This is a genomic window from Polaribacter sargassicola (genome assembly GCF_021991835.1).
In the GTDB taxonomy this organism is placed as follows: Bacteria; Bacteroidota; Bacteroidia; order Flavobacteriales; family Flavobacteriaceae; genus Polaribacter; species Polaribacter sargassicola.
In genome coordinates, this window is sequence record NZ_JAHDAU010000003.1 from 303,175 (window position 1) to 321,212 (window position 18,038).

Here is an 18,038-nt window from a genome sequence, read left to right on the forward strand (position 1 = left end):
AGTTTATCCTCCAAAGTCATCAAAACGAATATTTTCATCTGAAAGACCAAAATCTTCACCCATTTTTTGAACTGCTTTGTTCATCAATGGTGGTCCACAGAAATATAATTCTAAATCTTCTGGAGATTCGTGTTTAGATAAATAGTTATCAATAACACAATTATGTATAAAACCTACAAAACCATCACCAGATTCATCATTTATATCAGTTTTTACTTTCCAGTTATCAGATTCTAACGGATCTGATAATGCGATAAAGAATTTAAAGTTTGGAAAATCTTTTTCTAAAGCTCTAAAGTGCTCAATATAGAATAATTCTGCTTTAGAACGTCCTCCATACCAATAAGTAACTTTTCTTCCTGTTTTTAATGTTCTAAATAAGTGATATAAGTGAGAACGCATTGGCGCCATACCTGCACCACCACCTACATATAACATTTCTGCATCAGACTCGTTAATAAAGAACTCTCCATAAGGTCCAGAAATAACACATTTATCTCCTTTCTTTAAGTTAAAAATATATGAAGATGCAACTCCTGGATTTACATCCATCCATCCACCTTTAGCTCTATCAAAAGGAGGTGTTGCGATACGTACATTTAACATAATTTCTCTACCTTCTGCTGGGTAAGAAGCCATAGAATATGCTCTCTCAACAGTTTCGGTATTTTTCATTACTAACGGACGTAGTTTAAACTTGTTCCATTCTGCCTCAAACTTATCTGGAGTTTCATGCTCTTCTGGGTGCGCTGTAATATCCATATCTGAATATTTAACTTCACAAGGAGGAATTTCAATTTGAATATACCCACCTGCTTTATATCCCATATCTTCAGGAATCTCTACTACAAATTCTTTAATAAAAGATGCTACGTTATAGTTTCTTACAACAACTGCATCCCACTTTTTAATTCCAAAAATTTCTTCAGGAATTGTAATATTCATGTCTTGCTTTACTTTAACCTGACAAGCTAGACGTACTCCTGATTTTAATTCTTTTTTAGTAAAGTGAGGAATTTCAGTTGGTAATGCTTCTCCACCACCTTCTAAAACATGACACTCACATTGTATACAAGAACCACCACCACCACATGCAGATGGTAAGAATATTTTCTCGTTTCCTAAAGTTGTTAATAATGTACTACCAGAACCTACTTCTATTTTTTTATCTCCATTAATAGTAATAGTTACGGGTCCGGAAGGTGATAATTTTTGTTTTACAAACAATAATAATGCTACTAATACCAGTGTTAATACTAAAAAAGCTACTACTGTTGCAATAATGGTTCCTGTTGTACCTGCTGCTAATATCATATCTACTCTTGGTTTGTGTTTGTGTTTTTAGCTACAACTTTATTAGCTGTTTCTTTTACTTCTTCTTTTTCCACCTTAGCTTCTACGGCTGGTTTTTTCTCTTCTTTCTTTTCATCATCACCACCTGTTAACATTCCTCCAAAACTCATAAACCCAATAGCCATTAAGCCTGTTATAATAAATGTAATACCCAAACCTCTTAATGCTGGAGGTACAGAAGAATATCTAATTTTTTCACGAATAGCAGCAATTGCTAAAATTGCTAAAAACCATCCAATTCCTGATCCGATACCGTAAGTAAATGCTAAACCTAAAGAAGGAATTTCACGAGACTGCATAAATAAACTTCCTCCTAAAATTGCACAGTTTACTGCAATTAATGGTAAGAAAATACCTAATGAATTGTATAACGAAGGAGAAAATTTCTCTACGATAATTTCTACCAATTGTACCATTGTTGCAATTGTTGCAATAAACATGATGAATGATAAGAAACTTAAATCATACTCTGCATATTCTGGACCTAACCAAACCAGTGCACCTTCTTTTAAAATGTATTGATCTAACAACCAGTTTAAAGGTACAGTTACTGCCAATACAAAGATTACAGCAGCACCTAAACCTACAGCTGTAGATACTTTTTTAGATACAGCAAGGTAAGAACACATCCCTAAGAAAGTGGCAAATACCATGTTGTCTATAAATATTGATTTGAAAAATAATTCTATATGTTCCATATATATTTAGTTTATAGTTTTTAGCTCTCAATTATTGGTTTGTATTTAATTACAAACTACAATTGTTACCTGCAAACTAATTTTTAATTCTCTTCGATTAATGATTTGTTCTTAGTACGTTGTACCCAAATTATAATACCAACCACGATTAATGCCATTGGTGATAATAACATAAAACCGTTATTTTCATATCCTATAGCATATAAACCTGTTTTTTCTATTGGGTCTCCTAATACTTTAAATCCTAATAAAGTACCAGAACCTAATAACTCTCTAAAAAAACCAACTGCAACTAAAATTAAACCATAACCAACTGCATTACCTATTCCGTCTAAGAAAGATCTCCATGGTCCGTTACCTAAAGCAAAAGCTTCAAAACGTCCCATAATAATACAGTTTGTAATAATTAATCCAACAAATACAGAAAGTGTTTTACTTAGCTCGTAAGCAAAAGCTTTTAAAACTAAATCTACAATAATTACTAAAGTTGCAACAACAACTAATTGTACAATAATTCTAATTTTAGATGGTATAATATTTCTCATTAAAGAGATTACTACGTTTCCTAAACCTAATACAAACATTACAGAAACTGCCATTACAATAGAAGCTTTTAGTTCTGCTGTAATTGCCAATGCAGAACAAATACCTAATACTTGAATTGTAATTGGGTTGTTATCTAATAATGGATCTGTAATTAATACTGCGTCTTTTTTTGATAAAAGTCCCATAAATTATTTTTTTAATGATTTAAAATAAGGTACGTATAATTTTAAATCAGATTTTATCATTGCAGAAACTCCATCACCAGTAATTGTTGCACCAGCAATAGCATCTACTTCATAATCTGTTTTTTCTTCATTTTTAGGATCATTGTTACCTTTGGCAACTGTAATTCCTTTAAAGTCTCCTGCTTCTGTCATTAAATGCTCTCCAGCAAAATCATCCATAAAGAAACGTTGTTTAATGTTTGCTCCTAATCCTGGCGTTTCTCCTTTATGATCAAAATAAGCACCTTGTACAACCATGTTTTCATCCATAGCTACATAGCCCCAAATGGCATCCCAAAGTCCTTTACCTCTAATTGGTGCTACATAAAATGTTTTACCATCTTTTTCTCCAATAAATAAAGGTAATTTTCTTTCGTTTCCTGCTTTAGCAGAAGCTTGCTCTTTTTTTACATCAATTAAATAAGCTTTGTCATCCTCAGTAATTTTATCACCTTGTATAACAATTTGCTTTGTAATGTATTTTGCAAACTCATCACCAGCAACATCTGTAGAAACAAAGTTTGCACTTGATTCATCATTTTCGTTAACGCCCATTGCGTATAAAATGTTTTGTTGCTTTTCTATTCTTTTATTTTCGTCGATATTTGGTTTTAAAGACGATGCAAAAAATGCCAATAACGAACCAACAATTAATACCATAATTACGGCAAAAATTATTGTATATAAATTACTATCTGTTCTCTTACTCATAATTAGGCAGTTTTAACTTTAGTACGTTTTAATCTTTTCTTTACGTTTCCTTGAACTACGTAATGGTCTATTGTTGGTGCAAACACATTCATTAACAAGATTGCTAACATAACACCTTCTGGGTAGGCTGGGTTAAATACACGAATCATAATTGCTATAAAACCTGCTAAGAAACCGTAAATCCATTTTCCTTTATTTGTTTGTGCTGCTGTTACAGGATCTGTAGCCATAAATACAGCTCCAAATGCTAAACCACCAATTAATAATTGCTCCCACCAAGGGGCATTCATTAATCCGTAAAACTTACTAGATTCTGTAATAATTTCTGCGCCAACTATTAAGTTAAAAATGAAACCCATTACTGCTGCTCCTAAAAATGTAGAAACAATAATTCTCCAACTTCCAATTTTTGTAAAAATTAAAAATGCGGCTCCTAAAAGAATTAAGAATGTTGATGTTTCTCCTACAGAACCTGGTATAAATCCAAAAAACTTATCCCAAGTAGAATAAACTACTTCTTGACTTTGCGCATAGCTTCCTAAAATAGTTTCTCCAGATATTGCATCTGCTGTACCTACTCTATTTACTGCATCATGTACCCAAACTTTATCTCCAGACATCCAAGTAGGATATGCAAAAAACAAGAATGCTCTAATTGTTAAAGCTGGGTTTAAGATGTTCATTCCTGTACCACCAAAAACTTCTTTCCCTATTACAACTCCAAAAATAACAGCAACAGCTAACATCCATAATGGTGTGTCTACTGGTACAATTAAAGGTACTAACATACCTGTTACTAAGTAACCTTCTTCTACTTCGTGTCCTTTAATTACTGCAAAAATAAATTCTACAACAAGACCAACTGCATAAGAAACAATTACTAGTGGTAATACTTTTATAATTCCTATCCAAAGGTTATCAAACGTAAAAAAGTTTGCTAACACATCTGTTCTTAAAGAATTATCTATAGCTGCATAGTGTTGAAAACCTGCATTAAACATCCCAAAAATTAAACATGGAATTAAAGCCATAATTACAATATTCATTGTACGCTTTAAATCGTCTGCTGCTTTTATATGTGTTCCTCCGTGAGTAACATCATTTGGTAAATATAAAAAAGTATGAATTGCGTTAAACGCAGGAGCCATCTTTGTTCCTTTATATTTTTCTTTTAAATTATGTAAATTTTGTTTTAAGCCCATAATCTTATCCTAATTCTTCTCTCATTAAATCTAAACCTTCACGTATTATTTTTTGGTGAGGTTGTTTAGATACACAAATAAATTCTGTTAGTGCAAAATCTTCTGGAGCAACTTCGTATCCTCCTAAAGCTTCCATTTCATCTAAATCTTTATACATAAATGCTTTTAACAATTGCATTGGATAAATATCTAAAGGAAAAACTTGTTCGTAAGAACCTGTAACAACAAATGCTCTATGCTCTCCGTTTGTATTTGTATTTAAATCGTATTTTTTCTTTGGTGTTAACCAAGAGAAAGTTAACGCTCTAGATGTAGATATCTTATTAAAAACTGGCTTGTTCCAACCAAAAAACTCATAATCATCACCTTCTGGAATTGCTGTAACTTGGTTATCATAATAACCTAAGAAATCATCAACTTTTACTTCTTTACCAGAAAGCACATTACCACTAATTACTCTTGCATTATCACTATCTAAATTACTAGCAGTAATATCTGCAATAGTTGCTCCTGCAATTGCAGTTACATATTGTGGTTTGCTAAATTTAGATCCTGTTAAAGCAATTGTTCTAGTAGCATTAAATTTACCAGTTAAAAACAACTCACCAATAATAACTAAATCTTGTGGTCTTATTACCCAAACAACTTCTCCTTTGTTAATAGGATCTATCTGTGCAATTTGAGTACTAACGTTTCCTGATGGATGAGGACCAGATACTTTATGCAACTCTACCCCACTTACTTTTGATAAAGGAGAATTAGAATTTGCACCTACAGAAACGTGTACCTTACCTTCTGTTAACTTAGAAACAGCTGTAATTGCTGCTTGCAGCTCTGCTTCTTTGCCTGCTAAAGTAAAATCTAAATCTGCCGCTAAAGGTGCACTTGCGTATGCTGAAATAAATATTGCCTTTGGTGCTTGATTTGGATTTGCAACCACATCATAAGGACGTTGCTTTACAAATGGCCAACAACCTGAAGCAAATAAATAATCCTTAACCTCTTCTGCAGACATCTTTGTTGCATCTTTAGTGCCGAAATCTTTAAATTCTTGTGTAGAATCTGCTGCTATCTTAACTGTTAAAACTTTTCTTCTTGCCCCACGAATTACCTCTACAACTTTACCAGAAACCGGACTAGGAAATAAAATACGTTCGTCACTTTTTGAATGAAAAAGTGCCTCACCAGCTTTTACTTCTGTTCCTTCTTTAGCTATAAGCTTAGGTATAATTCCGTGAAAATCTTCTGGCTTAATTGCATAAACACTACTTAAAGTAATAGCTGTAGTTGTTTTTTCTGCACTGCCAACAAGCTTAATGTCTAAGCCTTTTTTAATACGAATGTCTTTTGACATAGTAATTTGGAATTGTTAGTTATCATAAAAAATCAAGCAAATTTAGGCTTTTTGCTATTTATGAAAGAAATATTTTAACTTTTATCTTGGGTAAAATTTCTTATTTATAATAATTCTAAATTATTATTTTTATTGAAATCGTTTTAGTTAAAAATTTTGGCTTAAAATTTTAATTATTCAAAAAAATGAATACTATTTTTGTTAAATGAGAAAAAAAAATTTTATACTGATATTTATATTTTTAAGCTTTAATCTAATTTCTCAAAATATAAAATCGATACAACTACGACCTTTACAAGAAGATAGCTTTTCTTCTATTGTTCCGCTTGGTACTATTTTAGAATTATCTTTTGATGATTTAGATGCAGACAGTAAAGATTATCAATATAAAATAGAACATATGACGCATAATTGGGAGTCTAGTAGGTTGGCGTCTAGCCAATACATAGATGGTTTTAATCAAAACACAATTATCGATGTTACTAATTCTTTTAACACGCTTCAAAATTACAAGCATTATTCTGTACAAATACCCAATACAAATACCGTAATTACAAAAAGCGGAAACTACCTTTTATCTGTTTTAAATAGTTATGATGAAGTTATTTTTACAAAACGTTTTGTTTTGTACGAAAACCTAGTAACAACGGGAGTTCTGGTTGAAAGAAGTAGAAATACAAAAACACTAAACACACAACAAACTGTTCAGTTTTCTATAAATCATCCTAACTTAAAAATTAACAATCCAAATCAAGAAATTAATGTTGTAATTTTAAAAAACAATAATTGGAATGAAAAAATAACAAACATACAACCTACATTTTTTAAGCAAAACCAATTATTATATACTTATACAAACAAAACTAATTTTTGGGGAGGAAATGAGTACACTTTTTTTGACACAAAATTAATCAGCAATAAGAGTTTAAACATTGCAAAAATCATCAAAAAAGATATTTATCATCATTATATATATCCTTTTACCTACAATCCTTTTAAAGGTTACGTTTACAACCCAGATATAAATGGTCAATTTGTAATTAGAACCATAGAAGCAGACGACTCTGCAACTGAAGCAGATTACGCTTCTATGCATTTTTCATTAATTACAGAAACACCTTTTGCAAACAAAAAAGTATACATTTACGGGGCTTTTAACGATTTTAATCTTACTGATGAAAACGAAATGCAATACGATGAAAATACAAGAACTTACACCGGAAACTTACTACTTAAACAAGGTTTTTACAACTATACTTACGTTACACTTGATAGCAATAAGAAAATAGATGCTAACGAAATAAATGGATCTTTTTATCAAACAGAAAATGAATATACTGTTATTGTTTATTACAAGCCTTTTGGTAGTTTTTACGAACGTGTAGTTGGCATTGGCACTGGTTATTTTAATCAAAATAAATAATTGTAGTTTATGCAATCACTAAAAAACAAATTTACTTTTAAGGTTTTAATAGGTTATATTATACTTGGTTTTTTAGCTACAATTTCTGGTTTTTTAGTGCTTTCTGAAATAAAAACATTTACTCAAACACAAAAACAAGATATTTCTGACAGAAATATTATTGTAAAAACAGGAACTTTAATTGCTAATATTTACAAAAATGAAAGTTTAGCTAGAGCTGCTCTTCAATTTAATTCTGAACAAAAATTTAATGAATATTTAAATGAAAATAAAAAATTAGTAACAAAAATAGATTCATTAAAACTTATTATTGCTAACAATTCTCAAGAATTTATTTTAGATAGCATTAAGTTAATTATTGACAAAAAACTAAAGAATATTATAGATCTAAAAAACTTAGGCAAGAACAATAATTCTGATGAATCTATAAACAATGCCCTAAGTAAACTAAGCTCTATAGACTCTCTTTTGGTTAAAATAACTATTAATGATTTTGTAAGTAATCCTTTACTTTTTGACAATGAAACTCGTGCTAAATTAGAAGATTTTGCACTGCAACTAAACCAATATATACCAAAAGATTCTATTAATAATATAGAGCAAAAAAAAATAGATTCTTTGGTTTCTGTTTCTAGAGACATGCTAAAAAAAGCACAAAGTAAAAATATAAAACAACGGCTGTCTTTACAAAGAAAACAAAATGAATTGATAGAAAACGATTTAACTATTTCTAGAAAACTTCATGAACTTTTAGGTAATTTAGAAAATGACATTATTCTCTACACAAGTAGCATGAATAAACAGCGAGAAGAAACTTTAAACCAGAGTAGAAAAATTATTTTACTTGCAGCAGGAATCAGTTTTATCATCATAATTATTTTTTCGATTATTATTTTAAGCGATTATTGGAAAACACAGAAATATCGTAATCAATTAGAAAAAGCCAACAAAAAAACCACATCACTTTTAAAAAGTAGAGAGCAATTAATCTCTATGGTAAGTCACGATTTAAGAACACCTTTAAACACCATTTCTGGCTTTAGTGAATTATTACAAAAAACAACAAAAAATACAAAAGACAAAAATTACATAGATCATATTAGACAATCGTCTAGTTATATGGAACAATTGGTTGATGATCTTTTAGAGTTTTCTAAACTAGAAAATGGTCATATAAACATAGAATCTATTCCGTTTAATTTAGAAAACTGTATTAATGAAATTGTTTTAAATGCAAAAAGCATCATAAAAAACAAACCCATTAATTTTATTATCAATCACGATAAAACAATCAAAAACCTTGTTATTGGAGATCCTTTTAGAACAAAGCAAATTTTATCTAATTTAATTATTAACGCTTGTAAATTTACAAACGAAGGCAGCATTACCGTAACTAGTTTTTTAAATAAAAATACAGATAAAAATTCTTTAGAAATTTCTGTAAGCGATACTGGTATTGGTATTAGTAAAGAACAAAAAGCCAAAATATTTAAAGCTTTTAATCAGGCTGATAATAGCAAAAGCAACAATATTAAAGGTTTTGGTTTAGGATTAACCATTTCTAAAAAATTAGCAGAATTACTAAATGGTACTCTAAGTTTAGAAAGCGAACTAAATGTAGGAAGCACTTTTACATTAAAAACACCAATTATTTTATCTGAAAAACCGATTGTAAAAACAGAAGAAACTAAAAAAATTCTTCCTGTTTTTAACTTAACAGCGATTGTTATAGATGATGATGATGCTATTAGACAACTTCTAGAAGATTTTTTAAAACAATTTAAGATTAAAACTTTCACTTTTGAAAACGCACAAGAAGCTATTAAAGAAATTGATAAAATAGCCTATAATTTTGTTTTAACAGATATTCAACTACCAAAAATGAATGGTATCCATTTTATGGAAGTTTTAAAAAAGACAAAATCATACAATTTACAACCAATATTTGCCATGACCGGACGTGCAAATATTTCTAAAGAGGAGTTGATAAAAAGTGGTTTTTCTGAAGTTTTAATAAAACCATTTGATTCTAATAAACTTCAAAATATTTTATCTCGTTTTTTTAATGCTGATTCAGCAGATTCTAAATCAATCATTATCAAAAACAAAAAAAACACAAAAGGTTTTAGCATTAAAACTTTAAATTCTTTTTTAAATAACGATGTTTCTGCAATAGAAAAAACATTGCAAATTTTCTTAAAAGACACACTTGACAATTATGATTTATTAAAAAAAGCAGAACAAAATAACGATGTTGTTTTACTTAACAAAACAAGTCATAAAATGCTTAGCATGTTTAAGCAATTAGAAGTTAAAGCCATTATACCTCACTTAGAGCTATTTGAAACCACAAACACTTTTGATAATGATGTTTTTATTGATTTTGAACATCATTTAAACGAATTTATAAAATCTTTAAAAAATTATCTTAGTTAAGATTGTATTCTTTCATTTTATTATAAAGTGTTTTTCTGGTGATGTTTAATAATTTTGCTGCTTTAGTTTTATTATTATCAACTTCTTCTAAAGCATTTATAATAAGTACTTTTTCGTTTTCTTTTGTTGAAAACTTATTGGATAACGTAGCGCTATTTTCTTTTACAGCAATCAATTCGCTAGGTAAAACATTAACATCAATAATTTCTGATTTTGTTAATAAAGTTGCCCTTTTTATTACGTTAGACAACTCTCTTAAATTACCTGGCCATTGATAGTTTTGAAAAATAGTTAATACACTTTTAGAAAAACCAACAACCGATTTGTTTAACTGCTGGTTAGATTTATTTAAAAAGAAATCTGCATATAAAATTAAGTCATCATTTCTATCTTTTAAATTAGGTACTTTTATAGAAAACTCATTTAACCGATGATACAAATCTTCTCTAAAATCTCCTTTTTCTACCGCTAAAAGTAAATCTTCATTTGTTGCGGTAATCAAACGAATATCAACATTAATTTCTTTACTACTACCAATTGGTTTTATTTTTCTTTCTTGTAAAGCTCTTAGTAATTGTATTTGGTTTTCGTAAGTTAAATTACCAACTTCATCTAAAAACAATGTTCCTCCATTAGCAGATTCAAAATGACCAATTTTATCATCATTTGCGCCTGTAAAAGAACCTTTTTTATGACCAAAAAATTCGCTAGACGCAATTTCTCTAGGAATTGCACCACAATCTACAGGTATAAAAGGCTTGTCTTTTCTAGAACTTTTTAAGTGAATTGTTTTGGCAACTACTTCTTTTCCGGTACCGCTTTCTCCGGTAATAAGCACAGACATATCTGTAGGCGCAACCAAATCTATATATTCATAAAGAACTTTTGATGAACTACTAATTCCTTTTATAAAATCTGTGGATGGCTTATTAATTGTTTTTTCTTCTTTCTTTTTAGAAACTGAAGTACTATTATCAGATTTTTCTTCTAAAGCATTACTTATAACTTCTAAAACCTCATCAGGATTAAAAGGTTTAGAAATATAATCAAAAGCACCTTGTTTCATTGCTTGCACAGCAGTAGATACTTCTGCATAACTAGTCATTAAAACAACCGGCACAGGATCTTTGCTTTTTTTTATCTGTTTTAACAAAGTAATTCCATCTCCGTCTGGCAAACGTAAATCTGTAAAAACCAAATCGTATTTTTGGTTTTTTAATTGCTGTAACGCATTTTTTATATTATAACTTACCTCAACAACATATTTGTGTCGTTTAAGAAATTGCTTTAACATTTCTGAGAAAGCTACATCATCTTCTACTAATAAAATCCCTTTCATAAAGCTTATACGTTTCTTACAAAAATATTAAGATAACATTGATTGTAACAAAAAAAAAGACATTTTAATTAAAAAACATCTTTTCTTCTTTTTTTGAAATTTTGAAAAACTGAAACGGAAGACTTTTAAATCTTTAATCTTTCTACTTTTTCTTCAATTACCTCTTCTTCTTTTAACCACTTACCTTCTTTATCTGCAAAAACAACTTTTTCTTTTTCATCAACAATCATTGATATTTTATATTGTTCGCTTGTATTTACATACGCTTTTGTTACTGTACCAGCTGCAAAATCTTTTAAAATAGCATCTGTAACAGCTGCTGGCAATTCTTTTAAATTAATCTCTTTAAAATCATCATCAACAGAAAGTGTTGTAATTTTATTGATATTATTAAGGCTATTATTTTCTATAGCATAAACTGAAACTCCACTTGTTAAAATTGCTACCGTTGCTGTTAAAATTAATTTTCTCATGATATTGTTTTTTTTAATTACTTTTTTAAAAATTGTGTTTAAAATCTTGTTTTAAAGATCTTTCACTTTTCTTTTATTTAACCAATTTCCTTTTTCATCAGCATAAACAAAACTTTTAGTTTCATCATCAATCATAAATTTAATTTTATATTGATGTTGATCATTTACAAAAGCTTTGGTTACAATTGCTGCTGCAAAATCTTCTAAAATTGAATCTACAACTGCATCTGGTAATTCTTTTAAAGCAATTTCTTTAAACTCACTATTGGTAACTACAGCAACAACCTTATTAAAGTTTTTGCTATACTTATTTTCTAATGAAGTTGCCGAAACTCCACTTGTTAAAATTGCTACTGTTATTGTTAAGATTAATTTTTTCATGATTTATTTTTTTTCTTGTTAAAAATGAATTTGAAGATCTTTTGTTTGATAATTACTCTATTGTACTTGTAATTATATCTTCTTTCTTCAACCAATTACCTTCTTTATCTGCATAAAGAATCTTTTCTGTTTCTTCTACTGTAATAGCAATTTTATACTGCTCACTTTCGTTTACATATACTTTGGTTACAGCTCCTTTAGGAAAATCTTTTAAAATTGCATTAGCAACTGATTCTGGCATTTCTTTAATTGTAATTTCTTTAAATTCTTCTTTTACAATTACAGAAGCAATTTCTTTAGGATTATTGTTTGATTGAGCAAATACCGAAACGCTGCTTGTTAATAGAACTACAGCCACTGTTAAAACTAATTTTTTCATTTTTTTGGGTTTTTATAAGATTAATTATTATTCTACGGTTAAATACATAGAAATAAACATGCCATCAAATAAAACCGATTAAAACAAAACAATTAAATAACTAAAAATCAGAAATTTAAATTCAATTAAAATCTTTTTTTCAGCATTAAAAATTTTGAGTAAAAAAATGAGTAACTACAAATAAACCGGGTAAACTTTACACAAAAGAGATTTTATAACTTTAAATTACCTTATTAAAAGCAACAAATTTTTAGTCTTTTTTTTGTGCTATTTAAATTATAATAAATAGAAAAAAATCATTTGTAGTTTTTAAACAAAAAAACTACTTTTACTCGTAATGGTTTCTAAAATAACGAAAGGGATAAAAATTTCTGTTAAAACAAATTATAATGGTACAAACTATAGAAACAATAGATTGTACCACACATACACTTATGTAATAACCATAGAAAACAAATCTTCTTACACAGTAAAACTAACTGATAGGTTTTGGGAAATTTATGACTCTTTAAATAAAACAGAAACTGTAAGCGGAGAAGGTGTTATTGGACAAACACCTATTTTAAAACCAAACGACACCTATGTATATAGCTCTGGTTGTTTTTTAGAATCTAACATGGGAGCTATGAAAGGGTTTTATACTATGATAAACTTAGATACTTACGAGCAATTTAAAGTAATAATACCAACTTTTCAACTAACAACCCTACTGTTATTAAATTAAAAAAATCTCAAAATAAAGCTACAATTATAAAAGATCCCGCATGTTTAAACTGTGGACATCCTTTTACAGGCCACGAAAAATTTTGCCCAGAGTGTGGACAAGAAAACAAAGGAAGTAGAATAACCTTTTATAATTTTATTCAAGAAATTTTTAGCGGTCTGTTTAATTTTGATGCTAAGTTTTGGAAAACCATTATACCTCTTTTAACAAAACCAGGCAAAGTTTCTAGAAATTATATTGATGGTAAAAGGCAACGCTATACAAACCCTTTTAGATTCTATTTAACAATTTCAATTATTTTCTTTTTAATTCTCGGTCTTAATAAAACCTTAGATAAATTTAATGAGTTTAAAAACGGAAACATCAAAACAAATTCTAAAAACTTAATAACTTTTGATGATAATGAAAACGCAAAAGATATTGATATAGATTCTTTAAGAACCACAATAAATAACGAATTAAAAAACACTTGGATTCCTATAGATTCAATTAAAAGAAAACAAATTGTAGACAAAGCTATAGAAGATGCAAAAGACAGCACCAAAACTGTTAGTAAAAACAAAATAAATTTTAGCAATTTACAAATAGACAATTATATTAGTTTTCAAAAAGAACACCCTAATTTAGAAACAGATATTGCTTTAGATAGTTTAAACTCAGAAAAAACATTTTTTAATAGATTCTTGTACAGCAGAGCAAAAGTTTTAAATACTTTTATGGACCAACAAGACAGCCAAGAACAATTTATAAATCAAATGCTTTCTTATGGTTCTATCGCGCTTTTTATATTTTTACCTTTCTTTACTTTATTTCTAAAGCTACTTTATATTAGAAAAAAATACACGTACGTAGATCATTTAATTTTTGTTTTCCACACTCAAACCGTGTTTTTCATGTTAATTTCTATTTATTTCTTGTTAGAAATTTTTAGAATAAATCCAAAATTTTGGATTTTTACAATCTTGTTTTTAATTTATCTTTTTTTAGGAATGAAAAATTTTTACAAACAAGGATATCTTAAAACATTTGTTAAATTTTGTTTCTTAAACACTACTTACTTCTTCATTTCTTGTATAGGAATAACCATTGTAGGATTACTTTCTTTTGCATTATTCTAATTTTTAAACCTGTTTTTTACATATAAATTTAAAAAAAATACCCTTGATTATAATTAATCTAATCGTTATATTTGGTCAACCAAATTGGTTAACCAAATTATTTTTATTAATCATATCAAAAAATTAACTAATAACATGAAAAAAAAGTATTTTTTTGCCCTCACATTATTGTTAGTAATTACCAAAATTTCCTTCTCTCAAAACATCACTTACAACATTGACGACCCAGAAGATTTAAGAAATGTAATTTACCAACCAGGAGATGTAATTATTTTAAAAAATGGTGTTTATGACACCGATGAAAGAATGCGGTTTTTAGGTTCTGGTACCGCAGAAAACCCTGTAACTTTTAGAGCAGAAACACCTGGTGGTGTTATTTTTACAGGAGGACCAAGACTAACGATAGGTGGTGACTCTGAAGATGGTGTAAAAACTGCAACTGGTGAATATTTAATTGTAGACGGATTTCATTGGAAAGGTGGTTACGGAGCCAGTAATTTTATAGAATTTAGAAACGGTAATGATTACGCACATCACAGTACCATTCAAAATTGTGTAATTGATGGACTTGGCATAGAACCAGATGAACTAGCAGAAGATTTAGCAGATGAACAGATACCTAAACACAGATGGGTAGTATTATACGGTACTTACAATACAGTAACTAACTGTTCTTTTATGAACAAAGTAAGTGCTGGTGCAATTGTTTTAGGAGAATATGCTTACAATGCTTTTCCTCCTGTAGAAGATGGTGAAGAAGAAATTAATACTAGCTGTTTAGAAGTAGGACATACAATTACCAACAACTACTTTTATAACTTCGAAAAAGTAAGTGAACTTTATGGTAAAAAAGCAAATGGAGATGATTTATCTAATGCTGGCGATAGCGAAACTATTCGTATAGGTACAAGTTCTTATCAAATGGTAAACAGTAACGCTACAGTTAGCAATAACTATTTTGTTCAGGCTGATGGTGAAAACGAAATTATCACCAATAAAAGTAAAGGAAACACTTATACCAATAACACTTTTAGAAGATCTAGAGGCTCTTTAGTACTCCGTCATGGATCTAATGCAACTGTTGATGGAAACTTTTTTTTAGGTGAAAACGTTGATGGTACTGGCGGTGTTAGAATTACTGATAGTGGCCATACAATAACCAACAATTACATACAAGATTGTATTGCTGTAAATAGTAATGCAAAATGGAATAACGGAATAACATTTTTAGGAGGTAATGAAGATGCTGATATTGATTGTAGTTCTGATGATGTATCTAACGGATATCAACAAACATCAAACATTAACGTATCTAACAATTCTATTGTTAATACAAATGCACCTTTATTTTATAATGAAGACAAAGGTTCTACAGACCCAACGGGTACAGTTGCAAATAATTTAATTTATTTTCAAGCGGAAAACACCAATTTAACTGATGTAATTTCTGGTGATAGCGATACTGCATTTAATAACCTTGGTAAGGGATTAACTTACACAAACAACGTATTTACCGGCACTTCTTTAGGTGCTACAACTGATGGATTTACAGAAGAAACAGGCATTACAGCAACTGCAAATGGAGAAATATTTACATTTACAGGAGCTGATGGAAAAGGTGCAAATACAACATCTAACACACCAATTTCTGATGATATGGTAGGTTATGGTATTGGTGCTTGTTTTACAGATTACACGGGTAATTCTATAACAGATGGTAATTGTACCATACAAGCTGTAGAAACTTTAAATATAAGTGGATTATCTATTTTACCCGCAGAAACTGCTAGCTATGATGTTACAGTTACAGCTAATGTAAGCTGGACTGCAGCTTCTAATGACGATTGGATATCTATAGATATTACATCTGGTACAGGTAATGAAACTGTTTCTGTTACAGTTACTAAAAATACAGAACCTACAAACAGAACTGGTACTGTAACATTTACACAAGTAGAAGGTGGTGATGATTTAGAAAAAACCTTAACAGTGATACAGAAAGGAGCCGATTTAACCGATATTTATACCTTAATAAATACAGGAACAGGCCTAGAAACTGATAAAGTAACTGTACATTCTTTTTCTAAAGAAAACAGCTCTAAAGATGAAGTTGCTACTAATTCTTTAGATAAAGATTTAGATACAGAATGGACTGCAGACGATGGTTCTATTCTTTCTGGTGATTATAAAGGTGACGGAGAATATGTTATTTATGATTTAGGAAGTGAAGAACACCTTAATTTAATTCAATTTAATACTACCAATAAAAGCGATGCTTTCGGAGTCCAAATATGGGTATCTACAACAGGTACAGAGTCTAGTGATTTTTCAATGATTTTACCAACTTCTGGAGATTTATTATTTACAGCTACAAACACAACCGATTTTAATCAATACCAGGTAGATGTAGATGCTCGTTATGTTAAATTTATAGGTTTTGGGAGATTTAACAGTGCAGGAGACTCTAGAGAAAGTGCTTGGACAGCTGTTACCGAAATAGAATTTTACGGTCCTTCTTCTTTATCTACGGATGAATATACCAATGCAGATGAATTAGGAATTAAATTTTATCCTAATCCTGTAACAGACAAAACCCTTTATATACAAAGAGATTCTAATGATTTTAATACAGTAAAAATATACTCTGTTATTGGCAAACAAGTTTTAAACACAAAATTAAATACCAATAATGCAGTAGAAGAAGTTGATTTGTCTTTACTTAATAGTGGCTTATATTTTGTAGAAATAAATAACGGCAAACAAAAAACCGTTAAGAAAATAATAATAAAATAAGCTTTTAAACAAGAGCAGCTATCTAAAACTAGATAGCTGCTTTTTTATTTAAATCAAAAATACTTATTAAAACAAAGTAACACTTTGTGTACTTTTTCTTAAATCTAAATATTTCATATCTATTTTTGATGTTCTTTTTTCTACCGATGTAACACTCACTGTTTCTACATTATCCCTCTTCATTTTTGGTGAAACCTCAACATTCCCAAGTGTTTCATTTTGATGAAATTCTAAAATTTTCTCTTGCTTAAAAGTATCATTTTCTAACAACCAATTTGCAAACCAATCTTTTCTTAACTCTTTCATTTCTTCTGTATACAAAGTAGAAGAAGACCAAATTGCTGGTTTTTGCAATAATTTTCTAAAATGCTTTAATAAACCATCCCAAACTAATTCATACGTTTTTAATTCATTTTTCCATTCAACTAAAATTAAAGTAAAAGGCTCTACATCTGTAAAATCAAAATTATTAATAAAAGCAACTCCATCATCAGAAGATAAAATCTTTTTTACAATAATTCCTCTACTCATTTTGTAAGAACTTTTTTTTATATGATTTCTAAACCCTCCGTTTAAAAGACAAACCATTCTATCTTTATCGCTTAATCCAATCCACGTTCCTCCAGCTAGCTCATCTTTTGGATACATTAATTTAACACCATCTTCAAAATACTCTTTAGGAGAAATTGTATTTCTTAACGGAGTTTCATCTCTATTAGAGGTTAAAATAAAATTATTATTTCCTAAAGGAAGATAAGTAACGGTACACATATTTAGTATTATTATGATAAAATTTAAATTTAGAGACAATTTTTAAACTTCTTATAACAAAAGACTCCAAAAACTCACTAAATTTATTGAAACAAAAATTGTAACTTTGAACT

Annotated in this window: 16 protein-coding genes; 5 read left to right on the forward strand and 11 right to left on the reverse strand. The window is 29.2% G+C overall.

Annotation, left to right across the window (positions count from 1 at the left end):
• Positions 1 to 3: 3 nt before the first annotated feature.
• From nqrF to KI686_RS07255, 6 genes are all read right to left on the reverse strand, one after another.
• A complete protein-coding gene (nqrF, locus tag KI686_RS07230) occupies positions 4 to 1,314 on the reverse strand; it encodes an NADH:ubiquinone reductase (Na(+)-transporting) subunit F (protein WP_237588601.1) in 1,311 nt (436 codons plus the stop codon).
• Positions 1,315 to 1,316: 2 nt separating this feature from the next.
• Complete coding sequence (gene nqrE, locus KI686_RS07235; protein WP_237588602.1) at positions 1,317 to 2,051, reverse strand: NADH:ubiquinone reductase (Na(+)-transporting) subunit E; 735 nt, start codon at positions 2,049 to 2,051, stop codon at positions 1,317 to 1,319.
• An 83-nt stretch (positions 2,052 to 2,134) separates the two neighbouring features.
• Positions 2,135 to 2,782 (reverse strand): NADH:ubiquinone reductase (Na(+)-transporting) subunit D, encoded by a 648-nt coding sequence (locus KI686_RS07240; RefSeq protein WP_237588603.1) that lies wholly within the window; start codon positions 2,780 to 2,782, stop codon positions 2,135 to 2,137.
• Between the two features lie 3 nt (positions 2,783 to 2,785).
• Positions 2,786 to 3,532 carry a Na(+)-translocating NADH-quinone reductase subunit C gene (locus tag KI686_RS07245; protein WP_237588604.1) on the reverse strand — a complete coding sequence of 249 codons (747 nt, stop codon included), beginning with the start codon at positions 3,530 to 3,532 and terminating at the stop codon, positions 2,786 to 2,788.
• 2 nt (positions 3,533 to 3,534) lie between these two features.
• Complete coding sequence (locus KI686_RS07250; RefSeq protein ID WP_237588605.1) at positions 3,535 to 4,734, reverse strand: NADH:ubiquinone reductase (Na(+)-transporting) subunit B; 1,200 nt, start codon at positions 4,732 to 4,734, stop codon at positions 3,535 to 3,537.
• A 4-nt stretch (positions 4,735 to 4,738) separates the two neighbouring features.
• Entirely contained in the window at positions 4,739 to 6,088 is a 1,350-nt protein-coding gene (locus tag KI686_RS07255; RefSeq protein WP_237588606.1) for a Na(+)-translocating NADH-quinone reductase subunit A, read from the reverse strand.
• Positions 6,089 to 6,293: 205 nt separating this feature from the next.
• Here KI686_RS07255 and KI686_RS07260 point away from each other — a divergent pair, with 205 nt between their 5' ends.
• Positions 6,294 to 7,511 (forward strand): type IX secretion system plug protein, encoded by a 1,218-nt coding sequence (locus tag KI686_RS07260; protein WP_237588607.1) that lies wholly within the window; start codon positions 6,294 to 6,296, stop codon positions 7,509 to 7,511.
• Positions 7,512 to 7,520: 9 nt separating this feature from the next.
• Positions 7,521 to 9,947, forward strand: a complete 2,427-nt coding sequence (locus KI686_RS07265; protein ID WP_237588608.1) for a hybrid sensor histidine kinase/response regulator — start codon at positions 7,521 to 7,523, stop codon at positions 9,945 to 9,947.
• On the opposite strand, the gene KI686_RS07270 is transcribed toward KI686_RS07265, so the two are convergent.
• From KI686_RS07270 to KI686_RS07285, 4 genes are all read right to left on the reverse strand, one after another.
• On the reverse strand, positions 9,940 to 11,286 hold the full coding sequence (locus tag KI686_RS07270) for a sigma-54-dependent transcriptional regulator (RefSeq protein WP_237588609.1): 1,347 nt from the start codon (positions 11,284 to 11,286) through the stop codon (positions 9,940 to 9,942). The two genes, KI686_RS07265 and KI686_RS07270, sit on opposite strands and share 8 nt — an antisense overlap.
• A 125-nt stretch (positions 11,287 to 11,411) precedes the next feature.
• Positions 11,412 to 11,759 (reverse strand): hypothetical protein, encoded by a 348-nt coding sequence (locus tag KI686_RS07275; protein WP_237588610.1) that lies wholly within the window; start codon positions 11,757 to 11,759, stop codon positions 11,412 to 11,414.
• A gap of 51 nt (positions 11,760 to 11,810) precedes the next feature.
• Positions 11,811 to 12,140 (reverse strand): hypothetical protein, encoded by a 330-nt coding sequence (locus tag KI686_RS07280; RefSeq protein ID WP_237588611.1) that lies wholly within the window; start codon positions 12,138 to 12,140, stop codon positions 11,811 to 11,813.
• A gap of 52 nt (positions 12,141 to 12,192) precedes the next feature.
• Entirely contained in the window at positions 12,193 to 12,519 is a 327-nt protein-coding gene (locus tag KI686_RS07285; RefSeq protein ID WP_237588612.1) for a hypothetical protein, read from the reverse strand.
• A 337-nt stretch (positions 12,520 to 12,856) separates the two neighbouring features.
• On the opposite strand from KI686_RS07285, the gene apaG reads away from it, so the two are divergent.
• The 3 genes from apaG to KI686_RS07295 all read left to right on the forward strand — a co-directional run bounded on the left by apaG (position 12,857) and on the right by KI686_RS07295 (position 17,154).
• Positions 12,857 to 13,243, forward strand: a complete 387-nt coding sequence (gene apaG / locus KI686_RS07290; RefSeq protein ID WP_237588613.1) for a Co2+/Mg2+ efflux facilitator ApaG/CorD — start codon at positions 12,857 to 12,859, stop codon at positions 13,241 to 13,243.
• 158 nt (positions 13,244 to 13,401) lie between these two features.
• A complete protein-coding gene (locus tag KI686_RS16885; protein WP_368735869.1) occupies positions 13,402 to 14,361 on the forward strand; it encodes a DUF3667 domain-containing protein in 960 nt (319 codons plus the stop codon).
• 135 nt (positions 14,362 to 14,496) lie between these two features.
• Positions 14,497 to 17,154, forward strand: a complete 2,658-nt coding sequence (locus tag KI686_RS07295) for a chondroitinase-B domain-containing protein (protein ID WP_237588614.1) — start codon at positions 14,497 to 14,499, stop codon at positions 17,152 to 17,154.
• A 66-nt stretch (positions 17,155 to 17,220) separates the two neighbouring features.
• On the opposite strand, the gene KI686_RS07300 is transcribed toward KI686_RS07295, so the two are convergent.
• Positions 17,221 to 17,925 (reverse strand): NRDE family protein, encoded by a 705-nt coding sequence (locus KI686_RS07300; RefSeq protein ID WP_237588615.1) that lies wholly within the window; start codon positions 17,923 to 17,925, stop codon positions 17,221 to 17,223.
• Positions 17,926 to 18,038: the final 113 nt, after the last annotated feature.

What these genes read in the sequence shown, in the direction of transcription:
- nqrF (WP_237588601.1), bottom strand. Translation starts at nt 1,314, where the DNA reads ATGATATTAGCAGCAGGTACAACAGGAACCATTATTGCAACAGTAGTA.
- nqrE (WP_237588602.1), bottom strand. Translation starts at nt 2,051, where the DNA reads ATGGAACATATAGAATTATTTTTCAAATCAATATTTATAGACAACATG.
- KI686_RS07240 (WP_237588603.1), bottom strand. Translation starts at nt 2,782, where the DNA reads ATGGGACTTTTATCAAAAAAAGACGCAGTATTAATTACAGATCCATTA.
- KI686_RS07245 (WP_237588604.1), bottom strand. Translation starts at nt 3,532, where the DNA reads ATGAGTAAGAGAACAGATAGTAATTTATATACAATAATTTTTGCCGTA.
- KI686_RS07250 (WP_237588605.1), bottom strand. Translation starts at nt 4,734, where the DNA reads ATGGGCTTAAAACAAAATTTACATAATTTAAAAGAAAAATATAAAGGA.
- KI686_RS07255 (WP_237588606.1), bottom strand. Translation starts at nt 6,088, where the DNA reads ATGTCAAAAGACATTCGTATTAAAAAAGGCTTAGACATTAAGCTTGTT.
- KI686_RS07260 (WP_237588607.1), top strand. Translation starts at nt 6,294, where the DNA reads ATGAGAAAAAAAAATTTTATACTGATATTTATATTTTTAAGCTTTAAT.
- KI686_RS07265 (WP_237588608.1), top strand. Translation starts at nt 7,521, where the DNA reads ATGCAATCACTAAAAAACAAATTTACTTTTAAGGTTTTAATAGGTTAT.
- KI686_RS07270 (WP_237588609.1), bottom strand. Translation starts at nt 11,286, where the DNA reads ATGAAAGGGATTTTATTAGTAGAAGATGATGTAGCTTTCTCAGAAATG.
- KI686_RS07275 (WP_237588610.1), bottom strand. Translation starts at nt 11,759, where the DNA reads ATGAGAAAATTAATTTTAACAGCAACGGTAGCAATTTTAACAAGTGGA.
- KI686_RS07280 (WP_237588611.1), bottom strand. Translation starts at nt 12,140, where the DNA reads ATGAAAAAATTAATCTTAACAATAACAGTAGCAATTTTAACAAGTGGA.
- KI686_RS07285 (WP_237588612.1), bottom strand. Translation starts at nt 12,519, where the DNA reads ATGAAAAAATTAGTTTTAACAGTGGCTGTAGTTCTATTAACAAGCAGC.
- apaG (WP_237588613.1), top strand. Translation starts at nt 12,857, where the DNA reads ATGGTTTCTAAAATAACGAAAGGGATAAAAATTTCTGTTAAAACAAAT.
- KI686_RS07295 (WP_237588614.1), top strand. Translation starts at nt 14,497, where the DNA reads ATGAAAAAAAAGTATTTTTTTGCCCTCACATTATTGTTAGTAATTACC.
- KI686_RS07300 (WP_237588615.1), bottom strand. Translation starts at nt 17,925, where the DNA reads ATGTGTACCGTTACTTATCTTCCTTTAGGAAATAATAATTTTATTTTA.